The 18,346-nt window shown below is 61.2% G+C and carries 16 protein-coding genes; 5 read left to right on the top strand and 11 right to left on the bottom strand.

Features of this window, described 5'->3' with window-relative positions:
- Positions 1-254 precede the first annotated feature (254 nt).
- The gene (locus RVU70_RS19925) at positions 255-1,292 is read left to right on the top strand and encodes a sodium:calcium antiporter (RefSeq protein WP_363351600.1); all 1,038 of its coding nucleotides are present in this window, start codon (positions 255-257) and stop codon (positions 1,290-1,292) included.
- 154 nt (positions 1,293-1,446) lie between these two features.
- Here the strand turns inward: RVU70_RS19925 and RVU70_RS19920 are convergent, their stop codons facing one another.
- The 5 genes from RVU70_RS19920 to RVU70_RS19900 form a co-directional block, all read right to left on the bottom strand.
- Positions 1,447-2,181, bottom strand: a complete 735-nt coding sequence (locus tag RVU70_RS19920; protein ID WP_363351598.1) for a substrate-binding domain-containing protein — start codon at positions 2,179-2,181, stop codon at positions 1,447-1,449.
- A gap of 124 nt (positions 2,182-2,305) precedes the next feature.
- Positions 2,306-2,665, bottom strand: a complete 360-nt coding sequence (locus RVU70_RS19915; RefSeq protein ID WP_363351596.1) for a hypothetical protein — start codon at positions 2,663-2,665, stop codon at positions 2,306-2,308.
- A gap of 6 nt (positions 2,666-2,671) precedes the next feature.
- The gene (locus RVU70_RS19910; protein ID WP_363351594.1) at positions 2,672-5,242 is read right to left on the bottom strand and encodes a cbb3-type cytochrome c oxidase subunit I; all 2,571 of its coding nucleotides are present in this window, start codon (positions 5,240-5,242) and stop codon (positions 2,672-2,674) included.
- Between the two features lie 75 nt (positions 5,243-5,317).
- Complete coding sequence (locus RVU70_RS19905; protein ID WP_363351592.1) at positions 5,318-6,316, bottom strand: c-type cytochrome; 999 nt, start codon at positions 6,314-6,316, stop codon at positions 5,318-5,320.
- A 2-nt stretch (positions 6,317-6,318) separates the two neighbouring features.
- Entirely contained in the window at positions 6,319-6,927 is a 609-nt protein-coding gene (locus RVU70_RS19900) for a hypothetical protein (RefSeq protein ID WP_363351590.1), read from the bottom strand.
- Between the two features lie 69 nt (positions 6,928-6,996).
- On the opposite strand from RVU70_RS19900, the gene RVU70_RS19895 reads away from it, so the two are divergent.
- Genes RVU70_RS19895 through RVU70_RS19885 form a run of 3 tightly spaced genes read left to right on the top strand, consistent with a single transcriptional unit; the run spans position 6,997 to position 9,844 of the window.
- Positions 6,997-7,455, top strand: coding sequence for an MgtC/SapB family protein (locus tag RVU70_RS19895; RefSeq protein ID WP_363351588.1), 459 nt, complete (start codon positions 6,997-6,999; stop codon positions 7,453-7,455).
- Positions 7,452-9,308 (top strand): PQQ-dependent dehydrogenase, methanol/ethanol family, encoded by a 1,857-nt coding sequence (locus RVU70_RS19890; RefSeq protein ID WP_363351586.1) that lies wholly within the window; start codon positions 7,452-7,454, stop codon positions 9,306-9,308. Before RVU70_RS19895 ends, RVU70_RS19890 begins: the two co-directional genes overlap by 4 nt.
- 29 nt (positions 9,309-9,337) lie before the next feature.
- The gene (locus tag RVU70_RS19885) at positions 9,338-9,844 is read left to right on the top strand and encodes a c-type cytochrome (RefSeq protein ID WP_363351584.1); all 507 of its coding nucleotides are present in this window, start codon (positions 9,338-9,340) and stop codon (positions 9,842-9,844) included.
- A 105-nt stretch (positions 9,845-9,949) separates the two neighbouring features.
- Here RVU70_RS19885 and RVU70_RS19880 read toward each other — a convergent pair whose 3' ends face one another.
- Positions 9,950-10,357, bottom strand: a complete 408-nt coding sequence (locus RVU70_RS19880; RefSeq protein WP_363351582.1) for a four-helix bundle copper-binding protein — start codon at positions 10,355-10,357, stop codon at positions 9,950-9,952.
- 109 nt (positions 10,358-10,466) lie between these two features.
- Entirely contained in the window at positions 10,467-11,432 is a 966-nt protein-coding gene (locus RVU70_RS19875; protein ID WP_363351580.1) for a histidine kinase dimerization/phosphoacceptor domain -containing protein, read from the bottom strand.
- A 596-nt stretch (positions 11,433-12,028) separates the two neighbouring features.
- Here RVU70_RS19875 and RVU70_RS19870 point away from each other — a divergent pair.
- A complete protein-coding gene (locus RVU70_RS19870; protein WP_363351578.1) occupies positions 12,029-12,556 on the top strand; it encodes a hypothetical protein in 528 nt (175 codons plus the stop codon).
- A 60-nt stretch (positions 12,557-12,616) separates the two neighbouring features.
- On the opposite strand, the gene RVU70_RS19865 is transcribed toward RVU70_RS19870, so the two are convergent.
- The 4 genes from RVU70_RS19865 to RVU70_RS19850 form a co-directional block, all read right to left on the bottom strand.
- Positions 12,617-14,956, bottom strand: a complete 2,340-nt coding sequence (locus RVU70_RS19865; RefSeq protein ID WP_363351576.1) for a trehalose-6-phosphate synthase — start codon at positions 14,954-14,956, stop codon at positions 12,617-12,619.
- Complete coding sequence (locus RVU70_RS19860; protein ID WP_363351574.1) at positions 14,953-16,743, bottom strand: glycoside hydrolase family 15 protein; 1,791 nt, start codon at positions 16,741-16,743, stop codon at positions 14,953-14,955. Before RVU70_RS19860 ends, RVU70_RS19865 begins: the two co-directional genes overlap by 4 nt.
- Positions 16,736-17,500 (bottom strand): trehalose-phosphatase, encoded by a 765-nt coding sequence (gene otsB, locus RVU70_RS19855; RefSeq protein WP_363351572.1) that lies wholly within the window; start codon positions 17,498-17,500, stop codon positions 16,736-16,738. The genes RVU70_RS19860 and otsB overlap by 8 nt, the downstream gene beginning before the upstream one ends.
- A 99-nt stretch (positions 17,501-17,599) precedes the next feature.
- The gene (locus RVU70_RS19850) at positions 17,600-18,040 is read right to left on the bottom strand and encodes a copper chaperone PCu(A)C (protein ID WP_363351923.1); all 441 of its coding nucleotides are present in this window, start codon (positions 18,038-18,040) and stop codon (positions 17,600-17,602) included.
- Positions 18,041-18,346 lie beyond the last annotated feature (306 nt).

Below are 18,346 nucleotides of genomic sequence, written 5' to 3'. Positions count from 1 at the left end.
CGCCGCACCTTGGAACGACTGGAAAAGACGCCCGCCGTACGAGCGCGCCTCCTCGTCTTGGAACCACGGGGCGCAAGCATGAATCGGGTCTTGATTGGGGCGTGGGTAGCGGAGCAGGCAGTACCGGACAACGCGGTCCCACGCGACGGTAGGGCTCATGTGATCGACGACGTCATCGAGGCGCTCGCCTTAAGGGGCTCTTTTTTTTCACCGAAGCAATCGGTCCCTAGGCGACACAAAGGCTGAGAGGATGGATGTTCCATATTGTAGGCCATGGGCTCTGGAGCGTGGCTGCAATTTTCTTAGTGGCGGCCGTGGTCATCGCTTTTGCAGGGACAAAGCTCGCGCGAATTGCTGACGCGCTCGCCGATCGAACAGGTATGGGTGAAATTATCGCTGGTGCGCTCTTTGTTGGCGCCAGCACCTCGCTGCCGGGCGAAATGACCTCGATAACGACAGCGGCGCAGGGGGCGCCAAGCATTGCAATCGGCAATGCGCTCGGCGGGCTCACAGTGCAGACCATGTTTCTCGCCGTCGCTGATCTGGCGTACCGCCGGGCAAACCTCGAGCACGCCGCCGCAAGCGTTACCGGTCTTGCCCAGGGCGTCCTCCTCGTGACGATGCTGACCATTCCGTTGATCGCATCGGTTTATCCGGCAGTGACCGTGTGGGGTGTACATCCCGCCTCGCTGCTCATCGTACTGAGCTACGGCTTCGGCCTGCGGCTGCTAAGCCGGATTCAGCGTCAGCCGATGTGGCATCCGGTCAAGACCGAGGAGACGCGCCCCTCGTTATCGAAGGACGAGCGAGGCCCGGGTTCGATCTCTACTCAGTCGCTTTGGGTGCGATTTGCTGCTTACGCCCTTGTGACGGCAGCATGCGGCTATGCGATTGGGGAAGCGGCCATATGGATTGTCGCCAACACTGGTTTCTCCGAATCCATAGTCGGAACCGTGTTAGCGGCCGTCGCCAATTCACTGCCTGAACTGGTCACTGCTATCGCGGCCGTGCGGATCGGCGCGGTCAATCTCGCTGTTGGAGACGTTATCGGCGGAAACGCTTTCGAGGTGTTGTTTCTCAGTGCAGCTGATCTGTTCCAGAGCGGGTCGATCTACCACTTCTTTACGCCGAGCGACCAAGCCACCGCTCTGATTGCGATTCTGATGACGGGCGTCCTGCTGCTCGGCATGTTGCGCCGGGAGAAAGCCGGAATTGCCCGGATTGGATTCGAGAGTGCCCTCGTGCTCTTGCTTTACGTGTGTTCGGTTGGCCTCGTCTTTCTCGCGCCTTAATGGTTCGGCGCCCTCGTGCAATGCGGGCATCCCAATTTGAATAACAGAGGAAACGGACGCTGGCGTGCGAGCGCCCCGCGGCGGAGATTGACGGGCGGCGCTCCTAGGAATGAAAGCAGCGAGCTGCGTAACGCGGGTACGCCGATAGCGGCCTTTAGGGTTGGTCCTTTCTCACGACGGGAACGCCATAGCGCTCGAGCAGCGCCCGAATGTCAGCGCTTCTGCGGAAGATGATGTCGTCGAGGCGGCGCTTCAGCGCGTCGTCGCCTTTGCGCACACCCATCGAGATGTCGAAGGCGAATTGCAGAGGCGCAAACGCGTGCGTTCCGTCTATGAACTCAATACGAAGCGGCACCGACGCGCGTTTGGCGACATAGCCGGCGAGGGGTCCCCAAACGGCGGCGATGTCGATTTCTCCCTTTTCGACGGCTTCGACCAGGCGGAGCGCAGGAGAGGCTTGCGCGTAATCGCCGTAGATCGTGTAGCCGATGACATTCGAGACGAGGCCGCGAGCGCTGAGCGCATGGGCGGGCGGCGTATTCATGCCGTCGTCGCCGACAAGGTGGACGCCGATCTTGAGCGTATCGAGTCGGACGTCCGAGAGCGACGATATGTCGAGCCCACGATCGACCCGCGAGACGAAGACGTAGGCGGAACGGTAATAGGGCGCGGTCGTCGCTACTGGATCGTAATCGGTCGGAACGCCCATCACCACGTCGCAAAGGCCCGCTTTCAGCGTGTTGCGAATGAAGCCGCGACGCTGCGCCCACCATGTATAGTGGAGGTCCTTGCCGAGTTCGCCTGCGACAAGTTCCGCAAGCGCGTTCTCGAAGCCTTCGCGCCTGTCGTTCGAGAAAGGCAGATTGTTCGGGTCGCCGCAGACCTTCAACTCGTCGGCGCGCAGCGGCCGACAAGCGAAGCGATGGCGACCAGGACGAAGACGCGGCTGAAAGAGCTTAGCATGGGGCCTCCTGTCGGCCGGCGGGCGTGTTTCGTGTTCGCATGGCCGCAGCTCATCGAAGTAGATCGCAGCGCGTGATGAAGACCGCCGCCGCGCCGGTCCAGACGACAGCGACCGCGGAAAGGAGAATGAGCGAGCAGGCCGCGCGGCTTTCAAAGCGGCGCTCGTCCTGCGCCCGGCCCGGGGCGATGGCGATCGCCATGGCGGCCAGCACGGCAAGCGAAACTCCCGCGCCGATGAGAAGCAGCCAGGTCATCATCCGGCCGGGATCGCCCGGCAGGGCGCACAGCAACGAATGGGCGCCATAGGCGAAGGCAAAATACAGCATGAACACGAGCGGGCCCGAGACAAACGCGGCGAGCGCGCGTGAAATGCGCCGGCGCCCGTCCTCCCGTTGCGCGGGGTGAGACATGTTTTCCTACTCCAGCAAGCGTGGAAAGCCGTGTAGCAGGAGGAGGCCGGCGAGACCCTGTGCGGCGGCGTACCAAGCCATGAGCGCCGTGCTCTCGAAAGTGACGCGGCGCACGTCGTCGAGCTTGCCCGACGCATGACGCGCGAAGACGAAGCAGGCCATGACGAGAACGACGAGCGCGAGCTGTCCCGTCAGAAGTCCCCCCATATAGACGAGCGCGGCATAGGATGTTTCCGCAGGACGAAGCCCCGCCTGCCAGTGACCGTAAAGTTCGGTCGCGACGGCGGCGAGGAGAAGCGCTGCGCCGGCGAGAATGAAGAGGGGCGCGGCGCTTTTGCGCCCGGGCGGCGGCAGCAGACGGTCCGCGACGTAAAAGGCGAGGGCGGCGAGAATGAAAAGCGCCGCCGACGCCGTCGGCCAGTCCAGCGCCGGCAGCGACGGCGAGCCCGGCACGGGCCAGACTGCGGGGCTGACCGTCCAGACGTAGAGATAGGAAAAGATGTAGGTGAGATAGAGCGAGCCGGCGACGCAAAGCAGCACGATCATCGCCCACCATGAATGCGAGGACGGCCCCGACATATAGGTCGGCAGTGTCACGCCGCCGCCGATGTCGGCCTCGCGCTCGCGCGGCGGCGGGTCGAGTTGCCAGCACCACACGAGCGTCGCGATGATGGCGAGAACGCCGCATATAACGGCGAGCGCCACCGCTTTCACCGTGAGCAGTAGAAAGAAGGCGGCGGTGAAGATCGCCGAAAAGACATGCGCCCATCCCGGGCCGGGCATCTCGAGCAGATATTGCGGCGCGCCGTCGAGGGCCGCGCTGACGATGGTCTCGCGCCGCCCCGTCGCCGTTCCCGGCAGATACCACGCGCCCGCCTCGATCTCCTCTGCGAGTTTGGGCGCGTCCCAGAGCGGATAGCGGCTCGTCACCACCGGGATGGAGCGTATGGAATAAAGGTCGCTCGGTGCCCATTCGAGCGTGCCGGCGTTCCAGGGATTGGCGCGGTGCTGGCGAATCGCATGCTCGCTTCTGAATTCGACGAGAAGATCGACGAGGAAGACGAACACGCCCGCCGCGAGGATGAAGGCGCCGACGGTCGACAGCGTGTTGAGCAGGTCCCAGCCGCGTTCGGCGGAATAGGTCCAGACGCGGCGCGGCATGCCCATCAGCCCGGTAATGTGCATCGGGAAGAAGGCGAGGTTGAAGCCGACGAACATGAGCCAGAACACGATGCGTCCGAGGCGCTCCGACAGGCGGCCGCGTCCGAACAGCGGCTCATAGTAGTAGAAGGCGGCAAAGAGCGGAAACACCATGCCGCCGACGAGCACGTAATGAAAATGCGCGACGACGAAATAAGTGTCGTGCGCCTGGAAATCGAATGGGACGACCGCGACCATGACTCCGGTAAGTCCGCCGATGGTGAAGATGAAGAGCAGGCCAAGGATGAAGAGCGAGGGAGTCGAGGCGACGAAGCGGCGGTTTCCGGAGGCAAGCGTGCCGATCCAGGAAAAGACCTGAATCCCCGACGGAACGGCGACCGCCATGCTGGCGGCGGAGAAGAAGCCGAGGCTCAGGCTCGGTATGCCCGTCGCGAACATGTGATGCACCCAGAGGCCGAAGCTGAAGAACCCCGTGGCGATGAGCGCGACGACGATGAGCCTGTAGGCGAGAAGCGGCCGCTGCGCCATGGTCGGGGCGATCATGGAAACGAGCCCCGCCGCCGGCAGGAAGATGATGTAGACCTCCGGATGACCGAAAAACCAGAAGAGGTGTTGCCACAGCAGCGGATCGCCGCCGCGCGCGGCGGTAAAGAAGGGCCAGCCGAAAGCGCGTTCGATTTCGAGCAGCAGCGTCGCGAGAATGACGGCCGGAAAGGCGAAGACAATCATGCCCGCGAAGACGAGCATGGACCAGGCGAAGATCGGCAATTTACCCAGCGTCATTCCGGGCGGGCGCGTGCGCAGCACGCCGACGATAATCTCGATCGCGCCCGCAATCGCCGAAATCTCGATGAAGCCGATGCCGAGCAGCCAGAAGTCGGCGTTGTCGCCCGGTGAAAATTCCCGCAGCGTCAGCGGCGGATACATGAACCATCCGCCAGCGGGCGCGAGATCGTAGAAGATCGTCGAGAAGAAGACGGCGCCGCCGATCACATAGGCCCAGACCGCATAGGCGGAGAGGCGCGGGAACGGCAGATCGCGCGCGGCGAGCATCTGCGGCAGAAGCAGTACGCCCATCGCCTCCATGGCCGGAACCGCGAAGAGAAACATCATCGTGGTGCCGTGCATGGTGAAGATCTGGTTATATAGCTCCTGGCCGAGAAATCGATTGTCGCCCTGCGCCAGCTGGACGCGCATGAGAAGCGCCAGAACGCCCGCGAGCAGAAAGAACACGAAAGCCGCGCCAATGTAGACGATGCCGACGACGCTATTGTTGATTTCGCTCAGTCGACGCCAGCCGGGCGGCATCGCCCAGGCGCGCGTCAACGCCTCGAGTTCGGCTTTGGGCCGCGGCGTCTCATTGGGTCGCGCCGTCCGCCTCTCGCCAGTCGGTGCGGTTGTGGCCTCGTCGTTCATCTCTTTCCACCGGACGCGCGGCGATGTCCGTTTGAGATAGCAGGCGGGCGCGCCAAGGCGAGCTTTGCAGGGGCTTTAGCGCAGTCCCGCGAGATAGGCCGAGATTGCCGCGACCTTGCCGGCGTCGAGGGTTGCGTAGGCCGGCATCTTGTTGCCGGGTTTGACGTGCTGATTGTCGACGATCCATCCGGCGATCGACGCCTGATCCACGGGAAGCACGCCGGCGCCGATCGCGAGGCGGCTGCCGACATGGGTGAGATCCGGCCCCAGCAAGCCCACCGAGGTCGTGCCGCGAATCGTGTGGCAGACGCCGCAGCCCGACGTCGTGAAGTGCTTCTGCCCCTCTCCTGCCGACGCGTCCTGCGGCGCGCGCGCGGTTTCGGTCTGGCCGCGCAGCCACTGCATATAATCGCCGGGCGCCATGGCGACGACGTTGAAGGCCATCATCGCGTGCGGGCCGCCGCAATATTCGGCGCATTGGCCGCGACTGACGCCCGCCTTGTCCGCGACAAGGCGCATCGTCGTCTCGCGGCCGGGGAACATGTCGAGTTTGCCGGCGAGGCTCGGCGCCCAGAAACTGTGAATGACGTCAGCGCTGGTCAGATGCAGATCGACGCTGCGCCCGACAGGAACGCGCAGCTCGTTGGCGGTTTCGACTCTGGACCCGTCCGGCAGGACATAGGCGACGCGCCACCACCAGCGTTCGCCGGTGACGCGAATATCGATCCTGTCGCCGCTCTCGCGCGCCTCGGGTCCGCGCCCGAGCAGCGTGAAATTGTAAATGAGCAGCGCGCTCAACGTGACGACGGGAAAGATCACGCCGCCCGCGAAGACCATTGCGTCGTCGGCCAGTCTCTCGCGCAGGCGCGCGGGGGCGTAAAGCGCGACGGCGACGAAGATCGCGACGATGACGAAGACGGCGGCGCCGCCCGCCGTCATGATCCAGAAGAGCCGCGCAAGCTGTTCGGCCTGCGGTCCCTGCGGCGCGAGCGCCGACTGCGCCCCCGCGCAGCCCGCAATGACGAGCGGCGAGGTGAGAGCGAGGCCGCGCCGCGCGATCGAGCCCATGCGCATGGTCAGCTCCGCAAGATTTCGCGCGCGGCGAGGGCGACGGCGGCGGCAAGATAGCTGAGTGGACAGATGGCGAGCATGAGCAGGCCCGCCGCACGCTGATCGTCGAGCGCCGCGGCGCCCTGCGCGCCGCCAATGGCGTGCGGCGAAAACAGGAGCAGCACGCCGAGTAGACAGTAGAGTTTTCCCGCGATGGCGAGCGCGGCGGCGGCGCGCCATGGATTGGCGTTGAGGATCGCGCACCAGAAGGCGACTGCGGCGAGAAGCAGCGCAAGCTGAAGGAACGCTCCTGCCGGGCTCTGCATGTGGTGAACGGCGAACTTCGGCGCATGCGAGAGATAAAGCAGCGCAATCTGCGCCGCCGTCCCAAGCGCGAGCGCGCCGCGGGGCATGTGCTGGCGGAGGCCGGAGCGCGACAGCGCCACGGCGATGAAGGGCGCGAGCGCATTCATGATGAAGACATGCGCGGCCATATGGCCGATGCGCGGATTGGCCGCCGACGCGAGGTAGATCGTGACCGTCGAGACGGCGACGACGACCGCGGCGGCTCCTTCCCATATCGCAAGCGGCTGCGCTTCTCGCAGGACGGCCTGCATGCCTTGTTGCGCGCGCATCTATTCCTCCAGGGTCGACGCGATCCATATTGTCCTCGAAAATCGGTTGGGGAGAGAAGGGCGCGACGCGTGGACCGGTTCCAAATCCTTCCGCATCTCGCGGCTCTCGGCGCCGCTTATGCGCTTGCTCTGCCCATCGCCCGGGATCGGGAGAAAGAAGGCCGCAGCGCTGGGCTTCGCACCTTTCCGCTCGTGGCGATCTCCGCCTGCGGTTTCATTCAGGCCGCTGAAGCGATGCTGTCGAATTCCCCGGAGGGACTTGCGCGCATCGTGGAAGGCGTCATCACCGGCATAGGTTTCATCGGCGGCGGCGCCATCCTCAAGACCGGCGCGTCTGTTCACGGCACAGCGACGGCTGCGAGTCTCTGGGCGACGGGTGCGGTCGGCGCCGCGGTCGCGCTCGGCGCCTATGACGACGCTGTCGTGATCGCCGCAATGACGTTTCTGACTTTGAAAGTCATTACGCCGTTGAAACAGGAGGGAGGGCCGCCGCTGGCGCCGGGCGCCAATCAGGAGGAGAAGGCATGACGCCAGTTTCGAGCCTCGGAAGAGGTTTACGCGCGCGCCACATCTGCGGCGCGCTGCTGTGCTTTCTCCTCATCCCCCTCGGCGTCGACGCCGCGCCGCGCAAGCTCGACGCGATCGCCGCAGATCCCGCGCAATGGCCAATGCCGTCGAAGAACCACGCCAGCACGCGATACAGCGAGCTCGACGAGATCAACGCCGGCAATGTCGGACAATTGCAGCTCGCCTGGAGCTTCTCGCTCAACGCCGACCGCGGGCAGGAGGCGGCGCCGCTCGTGATCGACAACATGATCTATGTGATCGCGCCCTATTCGGGGCCGAGCCCCAATCAGGTCTTTGCGCTCGACGCGACGACCGGCGTGTTGAAATGGAGCTATGCGCCGAAGCCCGAGCCGGCGGCGGCGGGCGTCGCCTGTTGCGATGTGGTGACGCGCGGCTTGGCTTACGACAACGGCCGGATTTTTCTCAACACGCTCGACAATCACACTGTCGCGCTCGACGCGGCGACGGGCGCGGAGGTCTGGCGCGTCAAGCTCGGCGACATCAACCGCGGCGAGACGATGACGATGGCGCCCTTCGTCGCCAAGGGCAAGGTGCTCGTCGGCAACAGCGGCGGCGAAATGGGCGTGCGCGGATGGCTCACCGCGCTGGACGAAAATACCGGCAAGATCGCGTGGCGCGCCTATACGACGGGGCCGGACGCGGACGTTCTCATCGGCGACGATTTCCGCCCATTTTACGATTGGGTGAAGGGCAAGGATCGCGGGGTGACGACCTGGCCCGCGGAAAAATGGAAGATTGGCGGCGGCACGGTCTGGGGCTGGATTTCATACGATCCGCAGCTCAATCTCATTTTCTACGGCACGGCCAATCCAGGCCCGTGGAACGCCGAGCAGAGACCGGGCGACAATCTCTGGACTGCAACGATCTTCGCGCGCGACATCGACACAGGCGCCGCGAAATGGGCAGACCCGATAGATCCGCACGATCTCTTCGATTACGACGAGGTGAACGAAAACCTTCTGCTCGATCTTCCCGTGAAGGGCGTCGAGCGCAAGGTTCTGCTGCACGTCGGGCGCAACGGCTACATGTATGTGATCGACCGCGCGACGGGCGAAATCTATTCCGCGGACGCCTATGACGCGGTCAACGCCAGCTTCGGCGTCGATCTCGCGACGGGCAGGCCAATCGAGAACAAGGAGAAGCATCCTGCCGTCGGCCGCACGGTGAAGGACATCTGCCCGGCGGCGCCCGGCGCGAAGGACTGGCAGCCGACGGCGTGGTCGCCGCGTACGAAACTGGTCTATGTCCCGCATCAGCATCTGTGCATGGATTTCACCGCAGGCGAAGTCGGCTATCTAGCCGGCACGCCCTATGTCGGCGCCAAGGTTCACATGCATGCGGGCGAAGGCGGCTATCGGGGCGAATTTCTCGCCTGGGACCCGGCCGCGCGAAAGCGCGTCTTCGCCATACGCGAGAACTTCCCTGTCTGGAGCGGCGCGCTGGTCACCGCGGGCGACGTCGCCTTCTACGGCACGATGGACCGTCTCTTCAAAGCTGTTGACGCGCGCGACGGCAAGCCGCTGTGGCAGATGCGCGTCGGCTCCGGGATCATCGGACAGCCTGTAACCTATCGGGGCGCCGACGGCGCTCAATACGTCGCGATTCTTTCCGGCGTCGGCGGCTGGTCCGGAGCGCTGGCCGCCGCGGAAATCGATCCGGCCGTTCCCTATGGAGCCCTCGGCTTCGTCGGCGCGATGCAGGATCTTCCCACTGTCACGCGCGGCGGCGGTGAATTGCTTGTCTTTCGCCTGCCGCCCTCGGCTGCGCCGCAACGCAAACCGCCGCGCCCGTGACGCCGGATGGAGGCAATGGAGCATCCGGGATGAAAACGTTCTTTCTTGCAGCCATCGCCGCCGCGGGCGCCACTCTCGCTGCCGCCGAAACGGCGGAAACGACAGTTCCGGCGGAGACGCTGCTTCAGGTGCCCGTCTCGCCGCTCATTCCCGGCAATGCGGCCGACGCGCGCCCGAAGATTGATCCGCCCGGCCTCGACGACCCGGACGCCGCGCAGCGCGGCGAAGTCTTTTTCAACCAGTTCAACTGCTCCGGCTGCCACGCGCCGGGCGGTGGCGGCGGCATGGGTCCCGCCTTGAGCAACAGGTTCTTCCTCTATGGCGGCGCGCCGGAAAACATCTACCTCACCATCGCCCAGGGACGCCCCCACGGCATGCCCGCCTTCAGCTCCCTGCTGCCGCCGCAGGCAATCTGGGAACTCGTCGCCTATGTCCGAAAGCTCAGCCAGTCTCAGCCCGAGGGCGGCTGGGGCAAGACCATCCCCGCGCCGGGCGGCGCCGGGACTGGGCAAGGGGTTAGAATGGGCGTGAGGTGAGGGATCGGCCACGGGGCCCCACTCCAGCGTCTCCGGAAATTTGGCGCGCGTGTTTGATCTGGTGAAAACGGGTTGAGCCGTGCACCCGACCAACCCGTTTCGTAGCTAATGCGTGGCAAAAGAGCCCGCTGCATCCTGGCACGCCTGCTCGCAGCGCCGACAGGCCTCGGCACAAATCCGACAATGCTCTTGCCGAGGGGCATGCTTTTCGCACTCCTCGGCGCAAAGGCGACAAGCGACGGCGCACGTATCCAGCATGGATCTAAGGAGTTCTTCGTTCGAGCCTGTGCGTCGTGTTGACGTCGCGCCGGTCGCGAGACACACGTCTCCGCAATCGAGGTTGAGGCGAATGCACTGCCTTAGCTCGGTAACATTCTCCTCCACAAGACAAGCGTCCGCACAAGAGATACACGTCTGGGCGCAGTCGTAGCATTCTTCAATGCACCGTATTAGCGCGTCATTGATCTGGCCTTTGACATCGGGATGGGTGCTGATGATTTGCTGAGCATGCATGATCGCCTCCGGTATTCCAGCGAGTGATTAACCCCGGTTTAGTCGGATTGTTCGACTGACGACTGATCGCTCTGTTCGGAAGAGGGTGCTGTAAAAGTGAGCCGCTCTCCTAGTCTTTCGGGAAATCCACATATAAACGAGCGCCGCCAACGGCGTCTACGGTTAGAGAACCCCCAAGTTGGGTTGCAAGCGCTTCCATTATCCCCATTCCAAGAGAGTAGCGCTTCTGACCCTTCGACGTCTCTTCCACCCCTGGACCGTCGTCGGCCACGGTCAGGCGCAGGCGGCCATTTTGCTGATTGCTTAACTTAACTTCAAAGCGAGCTCCTAGTCCCTTTGAGAATACGTGCTTTAGGGCGTTAAGCGCAGCCTCATTCACCAGGAAGGCGACTGCGGTCATCTTCTCAACCGCGAGGTCAGAGACATCCTCGACCGAAACGTGGATGTCCACAGGAAGACCCTGTAACGTGCTTGTAAGGATTTCCTGCAACAATGGTTCTAGCCCCTGATCGAAGGCGGTACGACCATATATTTGTTGGTGCAAGTCTGACATCTTCATGATCCGCTGCTCAGCTTGATTGAGCGTTGCAGAGGCAGCCGCAGTATTATCCAGGTCCCGCTGGGCGAGCCTTATCAAGTTCACAACAAGCTGTAGGTTATTAGCAACCCTGTGCTGTAGCTCGCGGAACAGCGTCTCGTTTGTGTTTGCCGCTAAGTCCGCGCGCCTGAACGCCTCAGACATCGCGGCTATAAGCGCGACAGTGAACCCCCCGCCAATCAGGAAGACTCCAATCGCTGCAATATTCTCAATTCCGAAGGAAAGCGTGGGATGCAAGAATAAATACGCCCCAGCTAGCGCGGACAGAAGAACAACGAAAACCCCTTGGGGCCATCCAAAAAATAGGGAGGCAGCCACAACCGCTGGGTAAAAAGTGACATAGGCTGAGCCCTCCAAAGGCTCAGCGAGAAAGATTCTTACTAAGATCGCAGCCCCTACAAGACCAGCGGCAACAATCCAAGATGACGCTCCATAACGTCTTACTGGAGCATAAGTGAGAAACTCAACCAAGTTCATGCTCTCTCCTTGCTCGAGTTGGCATCGTACGTCACTGTGAGTGCTTTACGAGCGTGGCCTATCAAGGATCACCTGCGTCTAATTGTCTTCCCTAACCTACCGGTTCAGCTTGATGTCATTTTTTAAGGGTGTCCCTCTTTCAGAGGGATCCCCAACGCTTTCGGAAAGCGCTCTTCGCTAGCGACAAGGAGAGTGAGGCTCCATTTCAACCTGGGTGGCTTTTCAACGAGGTTTTTCATGCCATTGAGACCCTGAATGCGGTTCCTTCCTCGGCGCAGTGGCGAGCTTTGACGCAGCTGCCTGAACCTGAATTTGAGGCGAACCCTCCTGCCCACTCTGTTGTCGCTTCGGGCGCCCGCCCCATTTAACTGCGACCATTTACGCTGTGATCGATCATAAGCCCGGGATCGAGCGATGCGAACAATCACCGATAGATATGGACCGGTAGTGGTCTGGATATGCCTCGTAGCACTTGCCGCTGCGAAACACTTATAACATTGCTAAGCGCTATTGGAGCGGTTGGCCCCAAGTTACTTCATCATTGACATATTGATCGTAGCACGATATTTGGTGCGAGGGATATCGGGCGCAAGGCGATGACGGTTTACATCTTCAGGAATCGCGGAATAACCTCGAAGCCGCTTCAACAATCACTGGCCGAGGTCTTTTCCGGGTCGGTGACGGATTTTGCCGTATGGAACTTTTCGACCTACTACGGCACAAAGAGCCCCGACTATAAGCTGACCAGTAAGGAAGCGCTCAGTATAGTTTGCCCTCACATTTTTGTCGGAGCCGCCCCCATTTTTGTGAAGCCGCAAAGAAAATCGATCTTGGAAAGCGAGATCGAGGGGATTGAGGGCTTTGCTGGCCTGCTTCGCGGGAAACCTGCTCGGGAACATATCCTAAGACTGGTGAGAATCGTCAGGCGCAAGAGGGAAAAGCTTAAAGCCAACAAGAACATACTTGAACTGAGCATTTATGATTGCATTGCAGACGACGGTGAAGCGTTCGGTCTTTATCGGGAAGAAATTGACTTCTGCGATAGGTTCATCGATCAGCATGTGATATTCGCTGCGGCGCGAACAGGGAGGCTTTCTTCGTCGCATTCGGCGATGGCAGGATGACAGGATTCCGCCGATCTGATCGTGGAGCGCCGTCATCAGATCCCCCGAGTTCGCTTACTTCTAGCGGAGAGGCTCAGTAAAGAGCTTCTCAAAGTCAAACGACGCTCCGTCGCTCTGGGTCGACGGGTCTCCGGTCATGATGCGCTCTCGCTTCCGGAGCCGAGCAGCATGGATAAGCATCTGTGCGGCCCAACCATACACATTATGTTGACGAACGAGCTCCCTCATCAGCCGCATTCGCTCGCGCTGCTCAGATTCAGATATGTGCAGCGCCCGATCGATCGCTGTCGCCATGCTGGTCGTGTCGTAGGGATTCACGATCAGCGCTTCGGACAATTCGCGCGAGGCGCCCGCGAAACTCGAAAGAATCAAAACGCCCAGCTCGTCGTCGCGCGCGGCGACGAATTCCTTGGCGACAAGATTCATCCCGTCATGGAGGCTTGACACCACACATATATCGGCTGCACGGAACAATTCATATACTTCGTCTTGCTCATGATGACGAACGACGAGATGAATTGGCTTCCAATCGCGCACCCCGTGGCGTTTGTTGATTTCATCGGCAAGCCGAGCAGCTTCGTTTTGCAAGCTGCTATAGGTCGAGAGCTTGCTGCGTGTTGGGGCGGCGGCCTGAATGAAAGCAAACCTCTCGCGCCATCCGGGATGCAGGCTCAAGAGTGAATCCACCGCCCTCATGCGATCGAGGATTCCCTTCGTATAGTCGAACCGCTCAATGCCGACGCCTATCCGGGCATCGGATGAAAGCCCCAGCCGTTCGCGTACTCTGCGGCGACACTCATCGATCGGGGGTTGCGTGGCGAGGGGGCTCGGGGGCCATTCGATCGAGATAGGATAGGGGCGGATCAGCGTTTCTCGCCCGCCGAGAGTGATCGAACCGCTCTCCCGATCGATCCGGCTCTCGAGGAAGCGGTCGGCGGCGTCGATGAAGTTGTTGCAATGAAACTGAGTGTGAAAGCCGAGAATCGTACTCCCCAGAAGCCCCTCGATGATCTCATTGCGCCAGGGACATATTCCAAAGGTTTCGGAATTGGGCCATGGAATATGCCAAAAAGTGATGATGGTCGCCTTTGGCAAGCGGTTGCGAATCATTCGCGGCAACAGTGCGAAGTGGTAATCCTGAACGAGCACGACGGGGTCGTCGCACGTCGCCTCCTCGACGACAATTTCAGCAAATTTTGCGTTCACCGCGAAATATTCCCCCCAGTCCGCTTCGCGAAAGCTGGGGCGCACGAAGGCGATGTGGCAGAGTGGCCAGAGGCCCTCATTTGAAAAGCCGTAGTAATAGCCATCCTGTTCCTCATCGCTGAGCCAGACGCGCCTGAGCGTATAATCCGGGTGCGCGGGCGGAACGGCGATTCGATCCCTGGCGTCGACCGTCTCACGATCGGCCGAGCCGCTGCCGTGGGCGATCCAGACGCCGCCGCAGGCCCGCATGACAGGTTCCAGGGCGGCGACGAGTCCGCTGGCCGGAATCTGAAGCGTCGCTTTTCCCTCGACAAGATTGTGAATGTAGGGCTCGCGGTTTGAAACGATCATTACTTGCGCGCCCGGCAGTTCTTCGCGAAGCAATTGATGAAGGGTCGCGGGCGACCACTCGACATAAATGCCTTCGGTGAACTTGCGTTCGACGCGGAGCGTGTTGAGTAACTTCTCAAAGTCGCGATCGCCTGGAAAAGCGGTTCGTGGCGGGGTCGCGCCAGTTCCTCTTACTCCGGCGATGGCGCTATAAATGGCTCGCGCCCAGCCCCGCATCAGCGTCAGCACGACCCCGACGGCTAGCAACCCAAGCCCGAGGGAAGCGCCGGTAAGAGCGAGGACAGTGTAAAATTTCGCTTTTCCTGAGCGTTCGTCGATAAACGAAAGATCGTGAACAACGAGAAGGTGCCCGCTTTTTGTGCCGGAACTCAGAGCGACAGAGGCAACTTGGGCGCGCGTTCCCGCTTCAGAGCTGACGTCAAACGTGGTTGTTCCCTGACGAATCGTCTCACAAGAGACGTCCTTCGGCATCAGTGAAGTTGCATAAAGCAGCCGTCCCGTCTCCGAACAATAGCCAAGCGCAAGCAGTCTCTCATCCTCCGCAATCCGTTCCAGATAGGGCGTTAGATCATTGTTGGGGCTAAGCTGACTCGATTGGAGCCGATCACGAACCGAACGGAAGATCAAACGCGATCTTATGTCGAGATCCTGCCGCAGCCATCCCTCGACGATAAGAGAAGAAAGGGGGGCCAAGGCGGCGGCGAAGATGATCGTGGCTAGCGCGATGATCCCCAGCACTCGGGCTGCGGGATGCCTGGCGACTCTTGCGACCACAGATCCGATTTCTGATCGATCGCCCCAGATTGTCCGACCTTCACCGCTAGAGTGGAGCTTGTGGTTCATCTCGCTTCCTCCCAGCCCTTTGAAAGCCGCATGGCGGAGATGATGAGGCCGGCCATCGAATAGGTCTGGGGGAAATTGCCCCACAATTCGCCGGTGACGGGGTCCAGGTCCTCGGACAGGAGGCCGACGTGATTGACCTTGGCGAGCAGGTCTTCGAACAAGCTGCGAGCCTCATCAGCACGGCCAACCGCTGCGAGGGCGTCGACGTACCAGAAGGTGCAAACAGTGAATGCGGCCGAGGGTAATCCGAAATCGTCCGCGGAGGCGTATCTCATTAGATAACCTTCTCGTAAAAGCGCGTGGCCGACCGCGTCGACTGTCGATATGAATCGCGCATCTGCAGCCGATACGATGCCGAGCTCATGCAGCAGCAAGACGCTCGCATCGACGTCCTGTCCATCCAGGGACCCTGCAAAGCAACCGAGCTTGTCGCTCCATGCCCGTGACAGAATGATTTCGCGCAAATCTTTAGCCGCTTCCCGCCAATCGGCGGCGCTTTCGTGCAAGCCCAGTTTGATCGCTATTCTGGCAAGACGATCGCATGCGACCCAACACATCGCCGCCGAATGGGTATGAATGCGCTGGCGACCGCGGTATTCCCAAATCCCTGCGTCTGGCGTGAGAGCGCGGTCCAATGCGCTGGTTCCGAGTGGCTCCAGTCTGCGAAAGAGCGCTTCGTCGCCCTTCTTCGGCAGTCTTTCGTCGAAGAACATCTGGGAGGCGGCAAGAATGACGCTGCCGTAAACGTCATGCTGTGTTTGCGCATGAGCCGCATTTCCCACGCGCACAGGGTTATGCCCGCGAAATCCTCTCAACGCTGAGGCTTCGAACTCATCGATTACTTGGTCTGGCACGATCGAGTGAACCGGCTTTAGCACAGGCTTCCGCTCGAGCGAAATCACATTTGTGACGTAGTCGATGAAACGCTCCATGGTCGTGGTCGCACCGACCCGGTTGAGCGCCTGGACGGTATGAAAGGAGTCTCTGATCCAGCAATAGCGATAGTCCCAATTCCGAGACGTGCCGAAGGATTCGGGTATCGACGTTGTCAGGGCGGCGACAATGCCGCCGGTGTCCTCATAGGCGCAAAGCTGGAGCGTTATCGCGGCACGAATAACCTGCTCCTGCCATTCGAAGGGCACATTCAAGGTCCGCACCCAGTTCAGCCAGTAGTCCTCTGTATAATCCTGGAATTCTCGGCCGACGTGCGGGATCGAGTCGGCCAGAGCTTCGTCCGCATGAAGGATCAGGGTGATCGGGTGAGAGAGGATAAAGCCGGCCTCGTGTGCGATATACGTGGCAGGCGCATCGGAAGTAAGTCGAACAGCGCCGAAAGCGGTTGCATAGCGAACGTGGTTGCTTCCTGGAACGGGCTCAGCGACGCTTTCACCGTAATTCATGCGCGGACGGCAGCGCACGCGAGTTCGACACAGGCCTTCAAGCGGTTCAATCCGACGAACGATCATCGGCGGTCGAAACACACGATGATACCGCCGGAACCGTGGCGCAAAGTCGGTAATCTGGAGGGAGGCGCCCGATCGGGCGCGCAGGACCGTGCGCACAATTGCTGTATTGCGGAGGTAGCGCTGCTCCGTCTCTGTCGCTTGGTCGAGCTCGATGGAAAAAAAGCCATTGTCGGGAGCGTCGCCATCCGTCAACGCGCAGAAAATGGGGTCGCCGTCGATACGCGGCCAGCAACTCCAAACAATGCTGGCGTTGCGGTCGATCAAAGCCGCTATTGCGCCGTTGCCGACTGCGGCAAGGTGAAGCGACGGTCTCTCAATCATGCGCGCCAAACCTCGCTGCGAACGCCGCAAGCCACGACCTTACCTCCAACGGGCTCTCGAAGTCTGCGCTATCCCGGGAGAAATGCTCTCCCGCCACAGTGAAGGCCAAGCCGCCGCGTCGTTCGGCGGCTTCGAACGCCGTCTCATCGGAACGGTCGTCCCCGATTACGATCGGTCGTCGCCCGAAGAACAGCGGAAGCTCGAGCAGCGCGTCAATCGCGCCTCCCTTTGAGACATGAGAAGGCAGGAGCTCGTAGACCATCCGCCCCGGACGAATGATGAATCCGCTCGCCCCGTCTATCAGGACACGGCGCAACTCCTCTTCAATCTCGCGGGCAGCAGCGGGGTTCGACCGAAAATGGACCGCTAATGAGCTTCGTTTGATCTCAATTCTGACGCCGTCGACCTTGTTGCTGAGCGCCGATATGGCTTCGACCGCAGCTGGAGGAAGCGGTAGAGCCGTGGAGATGATTTGCTCGCGTCCCAGGCGGAGCTCGGCCCCGTGGACTCCGGCTGTAATCGGCCGCAGCGGAGCTAGATAAGCGTCTATCGCTTCGATCGATCGGCCCGTCACTATCGCCAGTGCGCCACCGAGAGCAGCATCGAGGCGCCCAAGCAGCGTCGGTAGCTCTCTGGGAACATGAACGGACTCTGGCGAAGGCGCAATGTCGACGAGTGTGCCGTCGAAATCCAGAAACAGCGCCCAGTCGGCATTCGACTTCTGAAATTTAGACTGCTTCGTCAGTCGTCCCTCCATTGGGCGCATCGTCGCCGCTCGTCAGCGTTCAGATCTATCCGTGCTGCAAGCGGTTGCAGTCGCACTTGGATCGCAAATGTCTTCGACGGGCGACCTGATTCAACGGATTTCTCCGGCTCCGGTCGCTTCCCTTCCATGCGCACGGTTTGAGTCAGCCGGTTCCACGATCGCCTCTATCGTCAACTCTCCAGCTTTCTCGAAATGAAGCGTAATTTTCTCGCGATCCGCCAGGATCGCGCCGCTGACGTCCTGAAATATAACCAAAGGACGTCGAGGCTCGATCAAAACCGCGGCATGCGGGGGGATCAGGATGCCTTTCGGGGGCACGAGCTGCGTCGACAGGATGCGCAAAACCGCCTTTCCCAGGCGATGTGACGTGACGCTGACGAGCGTGTCGGACGTATCGCCGTTGTTATGAATGGTCATTGAAAGCGGAGCGCGAGTCTCGTCTTCTCGGGGCGCCGCCAGGCGGGGATTTCCGACCTCGAGGCGCCCAATCACAAAATCATGGGCGGATCCCGGTTGCGGCGCCCATTCCATGAAGATGCACGCCACACCCAGGACGATCCAGTTCAGCGGGGTGAGGCCCCGCCGACGTGAAGGGCGCTGAAGGGTATCCCGGCAAAGCCGTTTTAGCGGAAGTGAAGCGCGCTCAGGACTTTCCGGCCGGTGCAATATGGGGCCCTCCTGCATACTGTTTTGCCCGCGGCAAAGTTAAGTCGGTCTTCAGGTTATATCGCACTACGAGTAAAGATATATCGTGGAGCGAGCGAAAGCAAGGCTTGTTCGGGCCGGGAGGTCGCGCGGGCGATATGTCCGAGAGGGGCGAACCCATTGACCCAATTG

This window comes from Methylocystis echinoides, from assembly GCF_040687965.1.
Taxonomy (GTDB): domain Bacteria; phylum Pseudomonadota; class Alphaproteobacteria; order Rhizobiales; family Beijerinckiaceae; genus Methylocystis; species Methylocystis echinoides_A.
Note: the sequence above shows the minus strand (reverse complement) of the source record. Positions and strands in the feature narration are given on the sequence as shown.